At 35.9% G+C, this 18,553-nt stretch carries 15 protein-coding genes; 3 read left to right on the plus strand and 12 right to left on the minus strand.

Features of this window, described 5'->3' with window-relative positions; all coding sequences use genetic code 11:
• The first annotated feature begins 42 nt into the window (after positions 1 to 42).
• Positions 43 to 1,080: a tyrosine-type recombinase/integrase gene (locus J7R05_RS05095; RefSeq protein WP_208541453.1), complete on the plus strand. Its 1,038-nt coding sequence runs from the start codon at positions 43 to 45 to the stop codon at positions 1,078 to 1,080.
• A gap of 55 nt (positions 1,081 to 1,135) precedes the next feature.
• On the opposite strand, the gene J7R05_RS05100 is transcribed toward J7R05_RS05095, so the two are convergent.
• Complete coding sequence (locus J7R05_RS05100; protein WP_208541454.1) at positions 1,136 to 1,435, minus strand: HigA family addiction module antitoxin; 300 nt, start codon at positions 1,433 to 1,435, stop codon at positions 1,136 to 1,138.
• Positions 1,436 to 1,452: 17 nt separating this feature from the next.
• Positions 1,453 to 1,734, minus strand: coding sequence for a type II toxin-antitoxin system RelE/ParE family toxin (locus tag J7R05_RS05105; protein WP_208541455.1), 282 nt, complete (start codon positions 1,732 to 1,734; stop codon positions 1,453 to 1,455).
• A 1,001-nt stretch (positions 1,735 to 2,735) separates the two neighbouring features.
• On the opposite strand from J7R05_RS05105, the gene cycA reads away from it, so the two are divergent.
• A complete protein-coding gene (gene cycA / locus J7R05_RS05110; protein WP_208541456.1) occupies positions 2,736 to 4,136 on the plus strand; it encodes a D-serine/D-alanine/glycine transporter in 1,401 nt (466 codons plus the stop codon).
• Positions 4,137 to 4,221: 85 nt separating this feature from the next.
• On the opposite strand, the gene ilvC is transcribed toward cycA, so the two are convergent.
• From ilvC to J7R05_RS05160, 10 genes are all read right to left on the minus strand, one after another.
• Positions 4,222 to 5,241 (minus strand): ketol-acid reductoisomerase, encoded by a 1,020-nt coding sequence (gene ilvC, locus J7R05_RS05115; protein ID WP_208541457.1) that lies wholly within the window; start codon positions 5,239 to 5,241, stop codon positions 4,222 to 4,224.
• A 708-nt stretch (positions 5,242 to 5,949) separates the two neighbouring features.
• Entirely contained in the window at positions 5,950 to 6,684 is a 735-nt protein-coding gene (locus tag J7R05_RS05120) for a pyridoxine 5'-phosphate synthase (RefSeq protein ID WP_208541458.1), read from the minus strand.
• Between the two features lie 84 nt (positions 6,685 to 6,768).
• Entirely contained in the window at positions 6,769 to 7,890 is a 1,122-nt protein-coding gene (locus tag J7R05_RS05125; protein WP_208541459.1) for an ATP-dependent DNA helicase, read from the minus strand.
• A gap of 524 nt (positions 7,891 to 8,414) precedes the next feature.
• Positions 8,415 to 10,214 carry an acetolactate synthase 3 large subunit gene (locus J7R05_RS05130; protein ID WP_208541460.1) on the minus strand — a complete coding sequence of 600 codons (1,800 nt, stop codon included), beginning with the start codon at positions 10,212 to 10,214 and terminating at the stop codon, positions 8,415 to 8,417.
• A 248-nt stretch (positions 10,215 to 10,462) separates the two neighbouring features.
• Positions 10,463 to 11,338 (minus strand): tRNA (adenosine(37)-N6)-dimethylallyltransferase MiaA, encoded by an 876-nt coding sequence (gene miaA, locus J7R05_RS05135; RefSeq protein ID WP_208541461.1) that lies wholly within the window; start codon positions 11,336 to 11,338, stop codon positions 10,463 to 10,465.
• Positions 11,339 to 11,797: 459 nt separating this feature from the next.
• Positions 11,798 to 13,282: a Do family serine endopeptidase gene (locus tag J7R05_RS05140; protein ID WP_208541462.1), complete on the minus strand. Its 1,485-nt coding sequence runs from the start codon at positions 13,280 to 13,282 to the stop codon at positions 11,798 to 11,800.
• Positions 13,283 to 13,482: 200 nt separating this feature from the next.
• Positions 13,483 to 14,376, minus strand: coding sequence for a protease modulator HflC (gene hflC, locus J7R05_RS05145; RefSeq protein WP_208541463.1), 894 nt, complete (start codon positions 14,374 to 14,376; stop codon positions 13,483 to 13,485).
• Positions 14,377 to 14,378: 2 nt separating this feature from the next.
• On the minus strand, positions 14,379 to 15,521 hold the full coding sequence (hflK, locus tag J7R05_RS05150; protein ID WP_208541555.1) for an FtsH protease activity modulator HflK: 1,143 nt from the start codon (positions 15,519 to 15,521) through the stop codon (positions 14,379 to 14,381).
• 120 nt (positions 15,522 to 15,641) lie between these two features.
• The gene (locus tag J7R05_RS05155; protein ID WP_208541464.1) at positions 15,642 to 16,151 is read right to left on the minus strand and encodes a dihydrofolate reductase; all 510 of its coding nucleotides are present in this window, start codon (positions 16,149 to 16,151) and stop codon (positions 15,642 to 15,644) included.
• Positions 16,148 to 16,942, minus strand: a complete 795-nt coding sequence (locus tag J7R05_RS05160) for a thymidylate synthase (RefSeq protein ID WP_208541465.1) — start codon at positions 16,940 to 16,942, stop codon at positions 16,148 to 16,150. The genes J7R05_RS05155 and J7R05_RS05160 overlap by 4 nt, the downstream gene beginning before the upstream one ends.
• Before the next feature lie 186 nt (positions 16,943 to 17,128).
• Here J7R05_RS05160 and J7R05_RS05165 point away from each other — a divergent pair, with 186 nt between their 5' ends.
• Positions 17,129 to 18,433, plus strand: a complete 1,305-nt coding sequence (locus J7R05_RS05165) for an MFS family transporter (protein ID WP_208541466.1) — start codon at positions 17,129 to 17,131, stop codon at positions 18,431 to 18,433.
• Positions 18,434 to 18,553: the final 120 nt, after the last annotated feature.

An 18,553-nucleotide genomic window follows, 5' to 3' on the forward strand; every position in this document is an offset into this window, starting at 1 on the left:
TCAAAACACTTGCCGTTCTGTTGACGGTATTAAGTTCTAGTCATGCCTAAACCACGGCCGCCTCACCTTGTTAAGGAAATCACGCGTCATGGCAAGATTATATGGTATGTGCGTATTGGCCATGGTCAAAGGCGTAGAGTGCATGGAGTCTATGGTACACAAGAATTTGTCGACGATTATAAAAAAGCGCTTTCTGAGTTACAAGGATACACACTCCCTAAATCTAAACCTGGTAAACTGGTTGAAGGTAGTTTCATATGGCTCCTAAAACAATATTTTAACAGCGTCACCTGGCATAACCTAGCTCATGCTACGAAAAGACAAAAAGAACTCATTCTAATAAAAGTATCAGATGCCATAGGGGACATTCCGTATAAAGCAATCAAAAAAGCGCATATTATAGCTGGTATTGAAAGACGCAAGGAAACACCAGCAAATGCTCAGAATTTTCTAAAAGCAGTTAATGGGCTTTTTAAATGGGCAATTGAACAAGGGCTTTTGGAAGATAATCCTGCTGCAGGGATTAAAAGACCATCTCTTAAAAACAAAGAGGGTTTCCCTGCTTGGACAGAAGAAGATATCAATAAATATTATCAACAATGGCCTCTTGGTACACATGAACGTGTATGGCTTGATGTTCTTCTCTACACAGGCTTACGACGGGGAGATGTTGTACGCATTGGTTGGAAAAATGTAACGGATAATGTCATTCATTTAAAGACAGAAAAGAGCAAATTTCAGACAGATGTGTTTCTTCCTATTTTACCTGAATTAGCAAAAACGCTTGAAACGGGCCCTATTGGTGATGAAACATTCATTTGCGGAAAAGGAAGCAAAAAACTTACCAAAGAAACTTTTGGTAATCTGTTTAGAGATGCTTGTAATAAAGCCGGCGTTAAGAAATCAGCACATGGTCTGAGAAAATTAGCCGCAACAAGAGCTGCCAATGCAGGGGCTACGGTTGCACAACTTAAGGCAATCTTTGGGTGGACTGATGATGAAATGCCATCTCTTTACACAAAGACTACTGATCACAAAAGATTGGCTCTGGAATCAATCGAAAAACTCAAAAAAGGTTAACGTTATAAACCATAGTTTTAAAAACAAACCAAGAGCCATAAAAATCAATGATAAATCAAAATGGCGTTTGAGTAGTATCAGAAACCAGAGGACGAATAGGTGGTTGTGCCCGTTGCATTGTTTGCCATAAATTATAATTTGTTTGCATATCTAACCAAAATTTCGCTTTACTAAAACCAGCTAATTCTAATTTAACTGCAAGCTCGGTGCTCATAGAAGCGTGCCCATTAATAACTCTTGACAGAGAAGCTCTTGTCACGTGGAGATGGTCGGCTAATTTTTGTATTGTTATTTCCATTTCTTCTAAAAAAGCCACTTTTAAAACTTCACCTGGATGTGCAGGATTATGCATCATTGTTTTACTTCCTTTCATCAATGGTAATCTTGATAATCAACAAGTTCAACATCTGTTCCGATAAAACGAAAGGTAATGCGCCAATTGCCGTTAACCCATATGGAATAGTAGCCCGCAAATTCACCTTTAAGAGAACGCATTTTAAAAGCAGGTGCTTTCAGCATTTCAGGGCACGTAGCACTTGTTAAAGCCGTTAAAATAATACGTAACTTTTTTGTGTGAGCTGCTTGAATAGCTTTTGTGGAACCCGTTGTGTAAAATAATTTTAAGCCTTTATGCTTGAAGCTCACAATTGCCATTACCATTCCCTATCGTATACTATAACTATACGAACCATAACAATAAAAGTCAAGTATCATGCCTACAAATCTGATTTAATATCTAGGAAAAATGGGTAGGAATAAGCGATAAAAAACTTCAAAAAGGTGCGGGATAGGGTATAAAAAAGCTTAATAGAATCAATAAGTACAAATTCCCTTACTTTTACAATAACCTATTGATTTTATTAATAACTGGTACGCCTTCATCACCCACCATTTATTCTATAAGATTTTATTGTTAAATTTGGTGATAATATCACAATATTTCTATTAAAAATTGAAATTCCTTTCCATTTTATTACCAAAAATTTTCAATATTCATTGTACCTGCTCTCTATCATTCTCTTGTAAATTTTATAGCAAAAATGCTTTATAAGAAGCCGTCATCATATTAAAATAATATAAGAAAACTGAACACTATGACAAAACTATAAATACAATAAACTTTCTCGATAAAAATAAATTAACATTGAAAACATATTTACGAATGTCTAAATAGGCTATATCAATTCTTATTAAAGTTTGTTGATTATAACTTATTTCAGCATACACTCATCTTACCAACAAACTTCACTCATAAAAAAGTATAGTAAGTAAAACGGCTATAATCATGTGCCCTTTGTGTAGAAAATATAATTACAGTTATCACTTGAATAACAAATTTTCACGTTTATTTTATCAATCATCAGCCTGCTTTACAAAAGTAATTGGTAAATTGCTATATTACAAAATACCAATTACTTTATTAAGAGTAATATCTTAAATTTTATAGGTTAACTTCTACTGTTCTATTTGAACAAATTGATGTAATTTTGCCAATATTATATTCACTATATTCACTTTTCTTCTCTATGAACCACTGGACTTTAAAATCATTGAAAGTTTCTACTTTACGACTCACTTGTATCATGCTTCCATATAGGACATTGTCTTTTTGTTAGCATAATTTAGTCTTAAATAATAAAGGGGATCTCCTAAAAATGGATCATAAACCAAATTTAGCTGAAGATTATAAAAAGGAATTACAACGTGGATTAGATAATCGCCACGTACAACTTATTGCTATTGGTGGTGCTATTGGAACAGGTCTCTTCATGGGATCAGGCAAAACAATCAGCGTTGCAGGCCCTTCAATTATACTAGTTTACGCCATTATTGGTTGCATTCTCTATTTTGTAATGCGGGCTATGGGAGAATTGTTACTTTCTAATACACAATATCGATCCTTTATGGACTTTTCATCCGAACTATTGGGGCCGACTATTGGTTTTTTTATTGGTTGGACTTATTGGTTATGCTGGATTGTAACCGGAGTTGCAGATATTATTGCTATCATTAGTTATGCACAATTTTGGTGGCCTACACTCAACCCATGGATTCCCGTTCCTATTTGTATCCTTTTCTTCTTAATGTTTAACCTCGTAGCTGTAAAGTTATTTGGTGAACTTGAATTCTGGTTCGGTCTTATCAAAATCATAGCAATTCTGGTATTAATTGTTGTTGGATTTTATATGGTTTTTATCGGTTTTACTTCCCCAAATGGCACTGTTTCCTCTCTTAGTAACGTATGGAATGATGGAAATATCTTTCCTCGAGGAATCACTGGATTTTTTGCTGGATTTCAAATTGCTATTTTTTCTTTTACTGGCATTGAACTGGCTGGAACAACCGCAGCTGAAGTTAAAGAACCTAAAAAGATATTACCAAAAGCAATCAACTCAATACCTATTCGTATTGTACTCTTTTACATCTTCTCTCTTGTTGTAATTATGTCAGTCATACCTTGGTATCAAGTTGTTCCAGACAAAAGTCCATTTGTAGAAATGTTTTTACTTGCTGGTATTCCAATCTCTGCTGGTATAGTTAATTTTGTCGTTCTCACATCAGCAGCATCTTCTGCAAATAGTGGTATTTTTTCTACTAGCCGTATGATATACGGCCTTGCTACTAAACAGGGAGCCCCTTCTTTTTTAGGAAAACTTTCCAACAATCACGTTCCAGCCAATGCATTAGTCTTTTCTTGCCTGTGCATTTTATTAGGCTATACTTTCTCATCGTTATCTCCAACTGCTATAGGTGCCTTCACAATTGTTACAACTATTTCAGCAATTTTATTTATATTTGTATGGTCCGTGATTTTAATCAGCTATATGACTTACCGTCGTAAGTACCCTACGCAACATGATGCATCTATCTATAAAATGCCAGGAGGTGTTTTTATGTGCTGGGTTACTCTGGCTTTCTTCGCCTTTATTATCTCTTTATTGACGTTAGAATCCGATACTTTAGCAGCTTTAAAATACACATCACTTTGGTTTGTTTTCTTAAGTATTATGTACTTTATATTTGGAAAGAAGAATTCTATCAGACACAAAAAATAAAGGTTATGCGTAAAAGCACATCATAAAAAAGAGTTTTTGTTACTCAGTTTTATACTTAAAGTTTTTACGCATAACCCAATAAATCTCAGTTACGTTCCTTATCAACCAAAGCATTAGAGCTAATCCAAGGCATCATAGCGCGCAGTTTCTTGCCAACTTCTTCAATAGGGTGTGCATCATTTAAGCGTCGAATACTTTTAAAACGGGCCGCGCCAGCTTTATATTCTTGCATCCAATCTGATGTAAATTTACCTGTTTGAATATCCCTTAAAATACGTTTCATCTCTGTTTTGGTTTTATCAGTTATCACACGTGGACCAGACATATATTCCCCCCATTCAGCTGTATTGGAAATTGAATAATTCATGTTTGCAATACCGCCTTCATAAATGAGATCAACAATCAATTTAACCTCATGTAAACACTCAAAATAAGCCATCTCAGGTGCATAACCTGCTTCTGTCAATGTTTCAAAACCTGCACGAATAAGCTCAACCAGCCCACCACAAAGAACAGCTTGTTCACCAAAAAGATCTGTTTCACATTCTTCTCTAAAAGTTGTTTCAATCACACCAGCACGTCCACCACCAATGCCACAAGCATAAGACAATGCCACATCATGCGCATTACCTGAAGCATCCTGTGCAATCGCAATTAAGCAAGGAACACCACCACCGCGTTGATATTCGCCACGCACTGTATGGCCTGGACCTTTGGGAGCAATCATCACAACATCAATGGTTTCCTTAACCTCAATCAAGCCAAAATGAATATTCAAACCATGAGCAAAAGCAATCGCCGCTCCATCACGCAAATAATCATGGACATGCTCTTTATAAATATCAGCCTGCAACTCATCAGGTGTTGCCATCATAATAAGATCTGCCCACTGTGCTGCTTGAGAAACATCAACAACTTTAAAACCATCTGTTTTGGCTTTTTTAACCGTTGCCGATCCTGGACGTAAAGCAATTTGTATATTTTGAACACCAGAATCCTTCAAATTTAAAGCGTGTGCACGTCCTTGTGAACCATAACCAATAATTGCTACCTTTTTTTCTTTAATTAAATTAACGTTGGCATCACAATCATAATAAACACGCATGAAAATATTCCTTTATATCCACATTTTAATTGAAGCTTAATGTCTTTCACTCAAATAAAACAAAAAGTAAAAAACCACTCTACGTATTTTGCACCTTACAAATGCTCAAACTTCCACTCATAATAAGATGGTAATTGAATAATTTTTAAATTTGCATATTGCAAACAACAAAGCTATAAATTCGAAGATTTTTTTTAAATATATTTAGATCTCAAAATAAATAGTAAAAAATCATAATAAACATGATAACCTAGTCATACTTTTACATTAAAACCAATCTCACCTACCCTATGATAAAATACAACCGCTCTTTAAAATGATTGATAATCATCTGTATAATTCCATTTAGTTAACAAAAATAATTTTTTAAAGCTTATTCTTACTTTTATTTTCAGGTTAAATGGGGAAATACCATGTTAAACGATTGATAACAATTATAAAAATACCGGCTATACAATAAAATATTTCCGTCAACCATAAACAGTGCACTCAACACATTGTAACATTTTGATTCTACACTTGTTAAAGGTTTATTTTAACCTAAAATGAACATTCAATTTGCTATTTGGAATAAAGCTATTAAATTGCAAATAATATCAATCGCGATTTTCTAATGACTATGATTTTGGATAAATCATAAAAACAAGCAATTTTTCCGATTTACAAGAAAATTTTACCCCACATTAACAAACTAATATAAGTAAAAATTTATACTAATAAACGGATGAAACGCTGAATAGTCTCATGTATTCCATATTCTAACGCATCAGCAATAAGCCCATGGCCAATGGAAACCTCATCAAGCCAAGGTATTCGATCAACAAGAGCAGGAAGATTAGAAACTGTCAGATCATGTCCCGCATTGATACCTAATTGCAACTCTTTGGCTTTTTTTGCCGCCAATACAAGTTTATCTAACTCTTGCTTCTGCTGTTCCTTATCTTTAAATGCCCCACCATAAGCTCCGGTATAAAACTCTACACGATCAGCGCCAATCGCTTTAACAATATCAAGACCCTCTACAACTGGATTAGCAAATAATGAAACACGAATTTTCTTTTCTTTTAGGCGTTGTACAATAGGTATTAAAAACTCCGCATCATTAGAAAAATTCCAACCATGATCAGATGTCGACTGAGCTGGATCATCAGGCACAAGTGTAATTTGATCAGCATATTTTTCTGCCATATCTAAAAACATATCACCTGGATAACCTTCAATATTAAATTCAGCAGTGGGAAAATTATTGTTAATTAAAAAATGTATATCTGGTAAATCAGAAAAACAAATGTGTCTTTCATCCGGCCGTGGATGAACCGTCAACCCTGCTGCACCAGCTGTAAGTGCTTTATACCCAATATCTGTAACACTCGGCCATGGCAGATGGCGCCGATTACGCAAAACAGCAACAGCATTGAGATTAACTGAAAGTTTTACTGCCATACACACTTCCATTTCTATTAAATTTTAAAGACAGAGAAAAATACAATTCCCTGTAAAATCAGGCAATAAAAATTATTTTTCATCCTATCGAACAATTGTTAACTGTTTTGCTGCGCGCGTAATCCCCGTATAAAGCCAACATGCATTCATATCACGAAATGCAAAACTTTCATCAAATAAAACCACATTATCCCATTGAGATCCTTGAGCTTTATGAACAGTCAATGCATACCCATAATCAAAGTCATCGTATCTCTTTTTTATTTGCCATGAAATTTCATCTTCAGGATTTTCAAAAATTGCTTTGAGCAGTTTAATTTTTACAACTCCCCATTCGCTCTCTTCCGAATTAACAAGAAGATGAATACCCGGCTTAACAAGTTCCTTCTTTGAAGTCATAACTGTCCACAAAGAGCCATTCAATAAACGTTTTGTTGAATCATTGCGCAAACACACAAGCCTGTCTCCAACCTGCGGATATTTTTCTATAAACCCCTTTAACTCACGCAAACGCCTATTATAAAGATAACGCGTTCGATTCAGCCCTACTAAAAGTTGATCAGCATCCAATACCAATTGTTGATCAAGCTCTTTGCGCTTAACAACACGCGCTAGCCCATAATCTCCATAAGCAATATCACGCCCCTCACGTACATCCATAGCTAGGCGAATAATTGGATTATCATATGCTTGTCGATGAATTTCTGATAAAAGAAAATCTGGTGTACCACTAGAAAAAAAACCGCCCCCTGATATGGGAGGCAACTGACCTGGATCACCAAGAACAAGAATTGGCGTGCGAAAACTCATCAAATCACGTGCTAATTGTTCATCTACCATTGAACATTCATCCACAACAACAAGCTTGGCCTGCGCAATTGGACTTTGTCGATTTAATGAAAATGTTGGTGTTATAGATGTTTTACCTGTGACTTCATCAGAAACTTCTTGCTCACCACGAGGACAATAAATCAATGAATGAATAGTACGAGCATTACTTGCCCCCTTAGAACGCAAAACTTGTGCTGCTTTACCTGTAAACGCAGCAAACTGAACAGAACCATCTATTGTTTCTGCAAAATAGCGAGCAAGTGTTGTTTTTCCCGTTCCTGCATAGCCAAAAAGGCGAAAAACAGGAGAGGTCCCGTCTTTCAACCACGCGGCTACAGCCTTCAGCGCATTATCTTGTTCTGATGAAAACTGCATGGTCTATCAAGACAAGATTCGCACAAAAAGAGCAAGCATTTTGAAAATAAAAACTATTATGAAAGATAAGCTTATCCTTATGGTGTTTTTAAAATCTCAACTCATTTTTGAGCCAAAATTTAGTATATTTTATAAACTTCAAAAAACGTAGAGCATTTACCAAATTGATCAATGTTAGATAGGTTTTCAATAATTTAAAAATTAAAATAATTCATCGTCATACTAATTTTACACAAAATACTTTCACCATTACAAAGCTTGTACCTAATCCACCGCCTATACCCCCTTAATTAAGCCTACTCTTGTTGAAGAAAAATATTCCAATTAACCGACAAACAGTCAAACCAATACATATAATAAACGGCAATAATTTCCATATTCTAAAAATAAATCAATGATATACGCTTAAATACCCGACTTATTATCAACTTAAACCGGCATACTAATTTTATTAAATCATGATCACGAATAGTGAAATACGCTGAAATAAAATTCTCAATTGAATATAACAGATTTCAAACTTCCTATACCAATAATTGTCCTGTAACAGGAATAGCATTAGCAACCACTTCATCATTGGCCTCATCAGGCAACAGCATATCATTATGTGCACACCCAGATGGGATCATAGGAAGACAATTTTCTAAATTATCAACATGACAATCAAATAAAACCGGTTTATCGCAATCAATCATTTGCTGAATTTTATCATCAAGTTCATCTGGTTTTGAGCAACAAATACCAACCGCTCCATAAGCCTGCGCCAATTTAACAAAATCAGGCATCGATTCCATATAAGAATTAGAAAGACGATTGCCGTGTAATAATTGCTGCCACTGGCGGACCATACCCATATACTGATTGTTCAAAATAAAAACCTTTACAGGTGTATTATGCTGAACTGCTGTTGCAAGTTCTTGAATATTCATCTGAATTGAAGCATCACCAGAAACACATATAACAAGTGCATCAGGATGTGCAATTTGAACACCAATAGCAGAAGGAAAACCATAGCCCATTGTTCCAAGACCACCAGAAGTCATCCAACGGTTTGGTTCCTCAAAACGACAATATTGAGCAGCCCACATTTGATGTTGCCCAACATCAGTTGTAATATAAGTATTGGTATCTTTGGTAAGAGCGTGAAGCCGTTCAAGAGCATATTGCGGCATAATAATATCTTTTTTCTCGACATATACTAATGAATTACGAGCATGCCATTGATTAATTTGTGTCCACCACTCATCCTGACTTTTCTTATTTAATACAGGTTGTAGTGCACGCAAACATTGTATCATATCTTTTAAAACATAGGCGACATCCCCAATAATAGGAACGTCTACTTTAACTATTTTATTGATAGAAGAAGGATCAACATCAACGTGTATAATGCGCGCATGAGGTGCAAATGCATCAAGCCGCCCAGTAACACGATCATCAAACCGTGCACCAAGAGCTAACATGACATCACAATGATGCATGGTCATATTAGCTTCATAAGTTCCATGCATTCCGAGCATTCCAAGCCAATTTTTGCCAGAAGCAGGGTAAGCCCCAAGCCCCATTAATGTTGAAGTGATCGGAAAATCTCCTAATTGAACTAAATCACGCAAAAGTCGTACAGCTTCAAGTCCTGATGAAATAACACCACCACCAGAATAAATAACGGGCCGTTTAGCTTCTGCTAAAAGAGAAGCAGCATGTTCAATAGCTTTTGCATTCTCTTTTGGTTGGGCATGATAATGCATAGATATCATAGCTTGAGGCGCCCTATAAACACCTGAAGCACATTGAATATCTTTAGGAATATCAATTAAAACTGGCCCTGGACGCCCCGATCGAGTAATATGAAATGCTTCATGAATAATTTGTGCAAGATCATTCACATCTTTAACAAGCCAATTACGTTTAGTACAAGACCGCGTAATACTAACTGTATCCGCTTCTTGAAAACCATTTGTTCCAATCAAAGTTGTAGGTACTTGACCAGAAAAACAAACAATAGGGATAGAATCCATCAATGCGTCTTGCAAAGGAGTTACAGCATTGGTTGCTCCCGGACCAGAAGTTACAAGCATAACGCCAACTTTTCCGGTACTGCGTGCATAGCCTTCCGCCGCATGACCTGCCGCTTGTTCATGACGCACTAAAATATGTTGAAATGAATCTTGTTTATAAATCGCGTCAAAGATAGGAAGAACAGCACCACCAGGATAACCAAAAATATGTTCAACCCCCTGATCAATGAGAGCCTGAATTACCATTTCAGCCCCTGACATTATCTTCCCATCTGCTCTATCTTTTGTTCTTGGATGATCTGTCATTTTTTCTACTCGCTTATTCTACAGCATAACAAAAAAGGCTCCAAAGGAGCCTATAGCATATAAGGAGAAAATATCATAAATCGAACTTCTTATCTTTATAAGCAACTATGATAAGAACACTTTCTATAAATGAAGATTTTAATTTCATTAATGTTATTCGTCAATTGAAAATTGCTTTTTGAAAAATTTTTAATTCAAAAAATTCTTTTTTCCTTAAACGATTTTGATATTTTTTCCTACTCTTTGTTTTATGAATAAATGAGATTCCATTTGTCATCAAATTGGTTATTAAACCACGTCATTTGCCTTTTTGCATATCTCCTAGTTTGCATTTTTGCTTCTTCAATAGCATCTTCAAAACTTTTATACCCATCTAAATAAGCCATAAGTTCACGTATCCCTATAGCTTTCATCGCTGGTAGTAAAGGAGAAAGCATGAGCTTCTTCATAGCAATTACTTCTTCTAACACTCCTCTTTCAACCATATGGTTAAACCGCTCATTAATGCGTTCATAAAGTAATTGACGTGGGGGAATAAGAAGAATTTTCTCTGAACAATCTTGCGCAATTAAGGATTTTGTTTTTTTCTTTTGCCACCAACTTAATCTCTTACCTGTTGATTCATAAACTTCCAAAGCACGAACAATTCGTTGTCCATCTTGTGGAGCAATTTTTTCACAAAGAGCAGCATCAACCTGTAATAACTCACGATAAAGACTTTCAGCTCCTTTCTTATAAAGTCGAATTCGCCATTTTTCCCGTATAGCATCTGGAATAGAAGGGATTTTTGAAATCCCTTCTAAAAGCGCACGAAAATAAAGTCCTGTTCCCCCGACAAAAATAAGCGGTTTTAACGGAAATGAGTTTAAAAGCTTTTCAACATCGCTCAACCATTGCCCTACAGAATAGTTAAAAGTGGGACTTACATAACCATAAAGATAGTGTGGAATAATCAAAGTATCAGCTTTTGTTGGCCTTGCTGTTAAAATATTCAACACATCATAAATCTGCATAGAATCAGTATTAATGATAATAGCATTTTTTTCTTGAGCTATTTTTAATGCAAGTTTTGACTTTCCGCTTGCAGTTGGACCAGCTATCAATGTAACCATTCTCTGTGTCATGAATAGAGGCCTTTTATATCCATTAATCAATCACTTAATTGCAATGCTCATCATTAATATGGAATTCAGTATTTACCTATGACGTTGTAAATAGAATTTTTACAAAATGTGAACACAGAAGCATTGATATATTTAAATAAAGAGAAAAAGCTAATGTAACGGTATTTTTATTTTTTAAAAAGGTAAAACAAGCAATACGATAATTCTAAAATAAGATTAAAGCATTACGATTAATAGATAAATTAAAACTACTCTCTATAAAAACTTTTTCTTGTAGGTATGAACTTCAATTACGATAAAATATATTCTAAATGAGCTAAAAATTAGAATTTGCATACAGATATTTTAAACATCTCTGCATTATCTATAAACGATAACAGCTCTTTTCATTAGCATTCGTATAAAAGCACTGCCTTATAAAAATTATTTTTTACAACGAAAAAAAGGTATTGCAAAACATCAATCCATTCGGACTGTTACAAATCGCAATTCTCCATCAGGACGAGCAACAATAAACAAAGCGTTTTTGCGTCCTGCTTCACGTAATTTATGAAAACGTTTTTTAGCATCATCAACTGTTGTAACCGCACTTTGATTGATATCAACTATTACTTCACCAACACGAATACGTTTTTTATCAGCCGCACTATCTTGTGCTACAGATGTCACAACTAATCCATTAAGCTTATCAGCAATTGAATAACGTTGGCGTAAATCAGAGTTAAGTGCCAATAATGTCATGCCCATAAGTTGTATTGTAGTAGGATCTGCACCACTTTTTTTCTTATCAGATTTTTCCGTTTTATTTTCATCTGAATCAGTTTCAACTAAACGACCAAGTTTAACTTTTACTGTTTTTTCCTGTCCATCACGTAAAACCGTAATATTCACTACTTTCCCTACAGGACTTTCTGCTGCTAAACGCGGTAAATCACGTGCATTCTTTATTTTGGTATTTTCAAAATAAAGGATAACATCACCAACATGTAATTGGCTATTATCTACTTTTGCATGTTCGATTTTACCCGCAACTAACGCCCCAACAGCTTGGTCCAATTTCAAACTTTCTGCAATATCATCTGTCACAGGTTGAATACGAATAGCCAACCAACCGCGTCTTACTTCCCCAAAATCACGCAATTGATTGATAATAGAAATAGCCATATCAGATGGTATAGCAAAACCAATTCCAATCGATCCTCCAGAAGGCGAAACAATTGCTGTATTAATCCCTATCACTTCACCATTTTTATCAAATAATGGGCCTCCAGAATTTCCTCGGTTAATTGCTGCATCTGTCTGAATAAAATTATCATAAGGACCAGCATTAAGATCACGATTACGTGCAGAAATAATTCCAACCGTTACGCTACCACCAAAACCAAAAGGGTTACCAATAGCCATAACCCAATCACCAACACGTACTTTCTCTGAATTACCAAAACGTACAGCTGTTAATTTTTTGCTTCCTGGTGTTACTTGAAGTAAAGCTAAATCCGTCTTACTGTCTTTTCCAAGTAATTTCGCTTTTAGTTTTGTGCCATCAGTAAAATTCACCTCAATATCATCAGCATCCACGATAACATGGTAATTTGTAACAATAAGCCCTTTTTGAGCATCAATTACAAAACCTGATCCAAGAGAACGTACTTTTTGAAACTGACTACCTTCCTGACCATCTTTTGGTGTAAAAAAATCTTCAAAATATTCCTGTAATAATGAATCTTTCGAAATAACAGGAGCAGGAGTATGTTCATCTTGCTCAGTCCCATCAACTATTTGCGTTGTAGAAATATTTACGACTGTATCTAAAAGGGTAGCAGCTAAATCAGGAACTGATAGTGATATATCTTTCTGTAAGGTAACATTAGACCAACTTACTGATCTTAATAAAGACAAAACCATACAGATAATGATTACCGTGACAAAGCGTTTCAGTAACATATTTCTACCTATAACATGCGTTTGCTCAATGCTGAAAAAAGCATTATCAAATTCATTTCTGCAAAACTAACATGTCGGTTACAATACCATACAAACTTCATCATAAAAGAAAATGGCCACACGTTAAGCTTTTAATGAAAAAGGCAAAGTCTACAGCTGTGATCTATTCCTTTATTTTTTATCAGTTTTATTACCCCATATCAACCATCAGTGCTAATATTTAATTTTGTTTGCGGTAAATTACGGAAATAGAAAAAGAAATCCTCCTTTAGTGAAATCACCATCGAAGTTTTCTCCAAATTCTTATACTGCTCCATTGCCAACCAAAAATCATAAAACGATGGATTGGTTTTTCTGGCATTTAATAAAAGACGAATACTTTCAGCCAGCCCTTCACCACGTGTAATTTCAGCATCACGTTTTGCTGCTGCTACAATTTCTTCATATTCACGGTTAGCTTCTGCCACAATACGATCTCTTTCTTGTTGACCACGAGCACGAATATTTTCTGCAGCTGCCTCACGTTCAGCCGCCATTTGCCGATATACATCTTCAGAAACAGCATCAGTTAAATCAGTTTTACGAATACGCACATCAACAATGGTAATACCCAACGAACCTGCATCCACAGAAAATTGTCGTTGTACCTCAGCCATCATTGCTCCACGTTCGTCCGATAAAGCTGCTTTGAACTCTCTTTTACCGTAAACAGCACGCAAAGCATCAATAAAACGTGGTGCAAGATTTTCACGCGCAGCAATGTGTGGCCGACCCGACGCAATGCGTTGCAAGAACAATTTAGGGTCTGTAATGCAATAGATAAAGAATGCATCTACTTCATAATAAGCACCACCACGCACTTGCACAGATTGTGTAGGCAAATCATAACGCAACAGCCGGTTATCAATAACAACTGTCTGATCCAAAAAAGGGACCTTAAAATAAATACCAGGATCAGATTCTACTTTTACGATCTGTCCAAAACGCTTAATCGCCATCTGCTGACGAGGATAAACAATAAAAATAGATGCCCATAAAGTAACAAGAGCAAATACTATAACACCCAAAATAAAAAAGAAACGAGATTGCTGCATAATTAACGCCCTCCAGAAACACTAGACCCCAATAATGATGAGGAATGTGTTGATGTTGTCGCTGTTTTTTCTGATGAATTACGCAACAATTCATTCAGTGGTAAATAAGGTATTGCTGGAGAATCTGTTTGATTCAAAACTAATTTATTAGGTGAAGAAAGAATACGCCCCATCGTTTCCATATAAAAACGATAGCGAACAGCCTCAGGCGCAATTGCAGCCTCACGAGCTATAGTTTGAAAATGTTGAGCACGCCCCATTGCTTCTTCAATCATCCGTGCTTTTTCACCTTTTGCAATTTCCCGTGTGCGTGAAGCTTCACCATTAGCTAAACCAATCTTAGTAAAACGCACACGATTACCCTCCTCAATCATCCGCCCACGTTCCTGCTCTGCTTGTTGGACAGAGTTAAACGCAGCAGCAACTTTAGTAGGAGGAGCAGCTTCACTAATTGATACACGGTTTATTTCAACACCAAGTTGGTATTTATTTGCAGTCAACTGAATAATCTTTTTGACATCATCAGCCACTTCTTCTTTTTTATCGCGTAAAACATCATCAACAGGTCGTGACCCAATCACTTCGCGCATTGCACTTTCAGCAACCTGACGTACTGTTCCTTCTTGATCACTCACATTAAACAAAAATTGGCTAGGATTTGAAATCCTATAATATACAGAAAAATTTACATTAACAATATTTTGATCGCTTGAAAGCATCAAGCCTTCACTTTGTTGTGCCTGATTAGACTGACTACCAATTGCGATTGTTTTTTCTGTTAAAGGCACTTTCATATAGGTTTCAATTGGCCAAAAATGAAAATGCAAACCATCACCAACAATACCTTCTTTAGGAACACCAAAGCGCAATTCTACTGCTTGTTCATTTTGCTGCACAATATAAACAGACTGGAATAGCCAAAAAAGAACAGCAAGCAAAAATAACACAATAAAAATACCACTCTCACCAAACTGCTTAAGCTGATGCTGCCCTTTACGCAGAATATCATCAAGATTAGAGCTATTATCACCGCCGTTATTGCCACCAGAACCAAAAGGATTCTTAGGCGGTAATTTTTTATCACCATCAAGTTTATTTCTATCGCCGCCCCATGGGCCACTGCCATTTTGATTTGTCCAGGGCATCATCACCTCTTTAACTAGTGCTATAAATCAAAACCAACCATTTTCAAAACTTAATCACTGACTTTATAGAAGGTCTATGATCTGTTTACAATCAATTGATAAATTCTTTCATTTAAATGGCTATTGCCGTTCATAAATTACAAAACGCGTCGGATAATTGTCTTTGTCTCCTTGTGGAATATATTGTGTTTCAATAATAGTCCACTTTTCTTTATCAAAAATGGGAAAAAAACTATCACCTGCAATAGATGCAAAAATTTCTGTTAAGAATATTTTATGAGCAATCATTAATCCTTGTTTAAAAATTTCACCACCCCCAATAATAAAAACTGCATCTGCACCATTTTGAGTGGCCACCTCTTCTGCTATATCACAAGCTTGAGACAAAGAATGAGCGATAACAGCACCTTCAGCTGTAAAAGTGCGATTGCGCGTAATTACAATATTTGTGCGCCCTGGTAAGGGGCGCCCAAGAGAATCCCAAGTTTTTCGCCCCATAATAATGGGCTTACCCAAAGTCAAAGCCTTAAAACGCTGCAAATCTGTTGATAAATGCCAAGGCATTGTGCCTTTACAACCAATAACACCATTTTGGGCAACAGCCGCAATTAAATAAATTGGAAGCTTCATACTGCCACCGGCGCTTTGATATGAGGTTGAGCTTCATAATTAAGTAAGTTAAAATCCTCAAATTTAAAAGAAAAAAGATCTGTTACTTCTGGATTTATAAACATCACAGGTAAAACACCCGGTGTACGAGATAATTGCTGTTTTGCCTGTTCAAAATGGTTAACATAAAGGTGAGCATCACCAAGAGTGTGAATAAAATCCCCCACTTTCAAACCAGTAACTTGAGCAATCATCATCGTTAATAACGCATAAGAAGCAATGTTGAATGGAACCCCCAAAAAAATATCTGCCGAACGTTGATAAAGTTGACATGACAATTTGCCATCAGAAACATAAAATTGGAATAAACAATGGCAAGGTGGTAAAGCCATTTCTTCTATTAATGCAGGATTCCATGCTGATACAATCAAACGACGCGAATCAGGATTTGTGTTAATCATATCTAAAAGATTGCTGATCTGATCAATATAATGCCCATCAGGTGCAGGCCAAGAACGCCACTGAAAACCATAAATAGGACCAAGATTTCCATCTTTATCGGCCCACTCATCCCAAATAGATACGCCATGTTTTTTTAGCCACGCAATATTTGTGTCGCCTTTAAGAAACCACAAAAGCTCATAAATAATTGAGCGCAAATGCAACTTTTTTGTTGTTAAAAGTGGAAATCCCGCCTGCAAATTAAATCGCATTTGATATCCAAAAATCGATCGTGTCCCCACACCTGTCCTATCTGAACGATCAACACCGTTACTTAAAACATGGGATAGAAGATCAAGATAAACTTTCATAAAGATATTATGACTGATTCCATCTATTACGGGAAATTGAAATTTCAAAATTCATAAAAACACAATTCAAATACACCAAAAAACACCTTTCACAGGAAATTATTATTACGTGACTTAAATTTTGATGACGCAAAAGGTAAAATACTGTAGGAAGACACAAGCTAATATGAACTTAGGAGGAATAATATGGAAAATAATGTAACTTCAACACATAATACAAAAAAGCGTGTTATGTCTATTGTATCTAGTGCATCAGGTAATCTAATAGAATGGTATGACTTTTATGTTTACTCTTTTGCTTCTATTTACTTTGCGTCGCAATTTTTTCCCTCAGATGGTGATGTTGTTGCTCAACTCTTAAAAGCTGCTGCAGTCTTTTTTGTGGGTTTTCTTATGCGTCCAATCGGTGGATGGCTTTTTGGTTATATCGCTGACCGTTATGGCCGCAAACGTTCAATGCTTATTTCTGTTTTTATGATGTGCGGAGGTTCATTTTTAATTGCTATACTTCCCACATACGAAACTATCGGAATAACAGCAGTAGTTCTTCTTCTCTTATTTCGCATGCTTCAAGGGCTTTCTGTTGGCGGTGAATATGGTACGATAGCAACTTATATAAGCGAAATTGCTGATAAAAAACACCGGGGTTTTTTTGGCGCTTTTCAATCTACCACATTAAGTGGTGGTCAGCTTTTAGCTAGCCTTGTTATATTTATTCTAGCACTTTATCTTACAGAAGATCAGTTAAAAGCGTGGGGTTGGCGTATTCCATTTGCTATTGGTGGGCTAGTAGCGATTGTTGTTTTTTATTTACGCAGTTCTCTCCATGAAACAACCACGAAGGAAAGTCGTTCTAAAAAACAAGCAGGTAGCCTTATGGAGCTTTTACGCAACCATCGAAAAGCTTTTTTTCTGATTATTGGTTTTTCAGGTGCGGGCTCACTCATATTTTATACCTATACAACTCATATGCACAAATATCTGATCACTACTAGCGGATTTGATAAACAGACAGCCACAACTATAATGACAACGGCTCTTTTTGTTTTCATATTACTTCAACCAGCATTCGGTGCTTTAGCTGACAAAATTGGAACAAAAGCTTCACTCTTTATGTGGAGTCTTTTATCTGTCATCTTCACAATTCCTGGACTTAAAATAATTGGTAATACCAACAATACGTGGGTTGCTTTATCAATCATTATTGGAATGCTATGCATTCTAAGTTTCTACACGTCCATCGCTGGTATTATAAAGGCAGACATGTTCCCCTCTTCCGTACGTGCAATAGGGGTTGGTTTACCTTTTGCCATTGCTAATGCGTTATTTGGTGGTTCTGCTGAATATGTGGCACTTGGATTAAAAGATATTGGATATGAATCTGTCTTCTATTTTTATATAACCAGTATGCTAGTAATTGCATTCATCGCAATTACCTTAATGCCAGATCCTCGAAAAAATGGATATCTTCAAAAAGATGAAATCCATTAAGCTTTCCATTTTTTAAAAAGACCAATTTTAAAAGCCCGATTTTCTCGGGCTTTTTCTGATTGTTCTATAAAAACTTGATATTAAAATTTTATCAAGTGCATTTACTTTTCTAATAACTAT

The organism is Bartonella capreoli, from assembly GCF_902813205.1.
In the GTDB taxonomy this organism is placed as follows: Bacteria; Pseudomonadota; Alphaproteobacteria; order Rhizobiales; family Rhizobiaceae; genus Bartonella; species Bartonella schoenbuchensis.

Bases quoted from the DNA above. Each gene is read 5' to 3' on its own strand.
- hflK (WP_208541555.1), bottom strand. From the start codon at position 15,521: ATGCCCTGGACAAATCAAAATGGCAGTGGCCCATGGGGCGGCGATAGA.
- miaA (WP_208541461.1), bottom strand. From the start codon at position 11,338: ATGACACAGAGAATGGTTACATTGATAGCTGGTCCAACTGCAAGCGGA.
- J7R05_RS05125 (WP_208541459.1), bottom strand. From the start codon at position 7,890: ATGCAGTTTTCATCAGAACAAGATAATGCGCTGAAGGCTGTAGCCGCG.
- J7R05_RS05100 (WP_208541454.1), bottom strand. From the start codon at position 1,435: ATGATGCATAATCCTGCACATCCAGGTGAAGTTTTAAAAGTGGCTTTT.
- hflC (WP_208541463.1), bottom strand. From the start codon at position 14,376: ATGCAGCAATCTCGTTTCTTTTTTATTTTGGGTGTTATAGTATTTGCT.
- J7R05_RS05165 (WP_208541466.1), top strand. From the start codon at position 17,129: ATGGAAAATAATGTAACTTCAACACATAATACAAAAAAGCGTGTTATG.
- J7R05_RS05140 (WP_208541462.1), bottom strand. From the start codon at position 13,282: ATGTTACTGAAACGCTTTGTCACGGTAATCATTATCTGTATGGTTTTG.
- J7R05_RS05155 (WP_208541464.1), bottom strand. From the start codon at position 16,151: ATGAAGCTTCCAATTTATTTAATTGCGGCTGTTGCCCAAAATGGTGTT.
- J7R05_RS05105 (WP_208541455.1), bottom strand. From the start codon at position 1,734: ATGGCAATTGTGAGCTTCAAGCATAAAGGCTTAAAATTATTTTACACA.
- J7R05_RS05160 (WP_208541465.1), bottom strand. From the start codon at position 16,942: ATGAAAGTTTATCTTGATCTTCTATCCCATGTTTTAAGTAACGGTGTT.
- J7R05_RS05120 (WP_208541458.1), bottom strand. From the start codon at position 6,684: ATGGCAGTAAAACTTTCAGTTAATCTCAATGCTGTTGCTGTTTTGCGT.
- cycA (WP_208541456.1), top strand. From the start codon at position 2,736: ATGGATCATAAACCAAATTTAGCTGAAGATTATAAAAAGGAATTACAA.
- ilvC (WP_208541457.1), bottom strand. From the start codon at position 5,241: ATGCGTGTTTATTATGATTGTGATGCCAACGTTAATTTAATTAAAGAA.
- J7R05_RS05130 (WP_208541460.1), bottom strand. From the start codon at position 10,214: ATGACAGATCATCCAAGAACAAAAGATAGAGCAGATGGGAAGATAATG.
- J7R05_RS05095 (WP_208541453.1), top strand. From the start codon at position 43: ATGCCTAAACCACGGCCGCCTCACCTTGTTAAGGAAATCACGCGTCAT.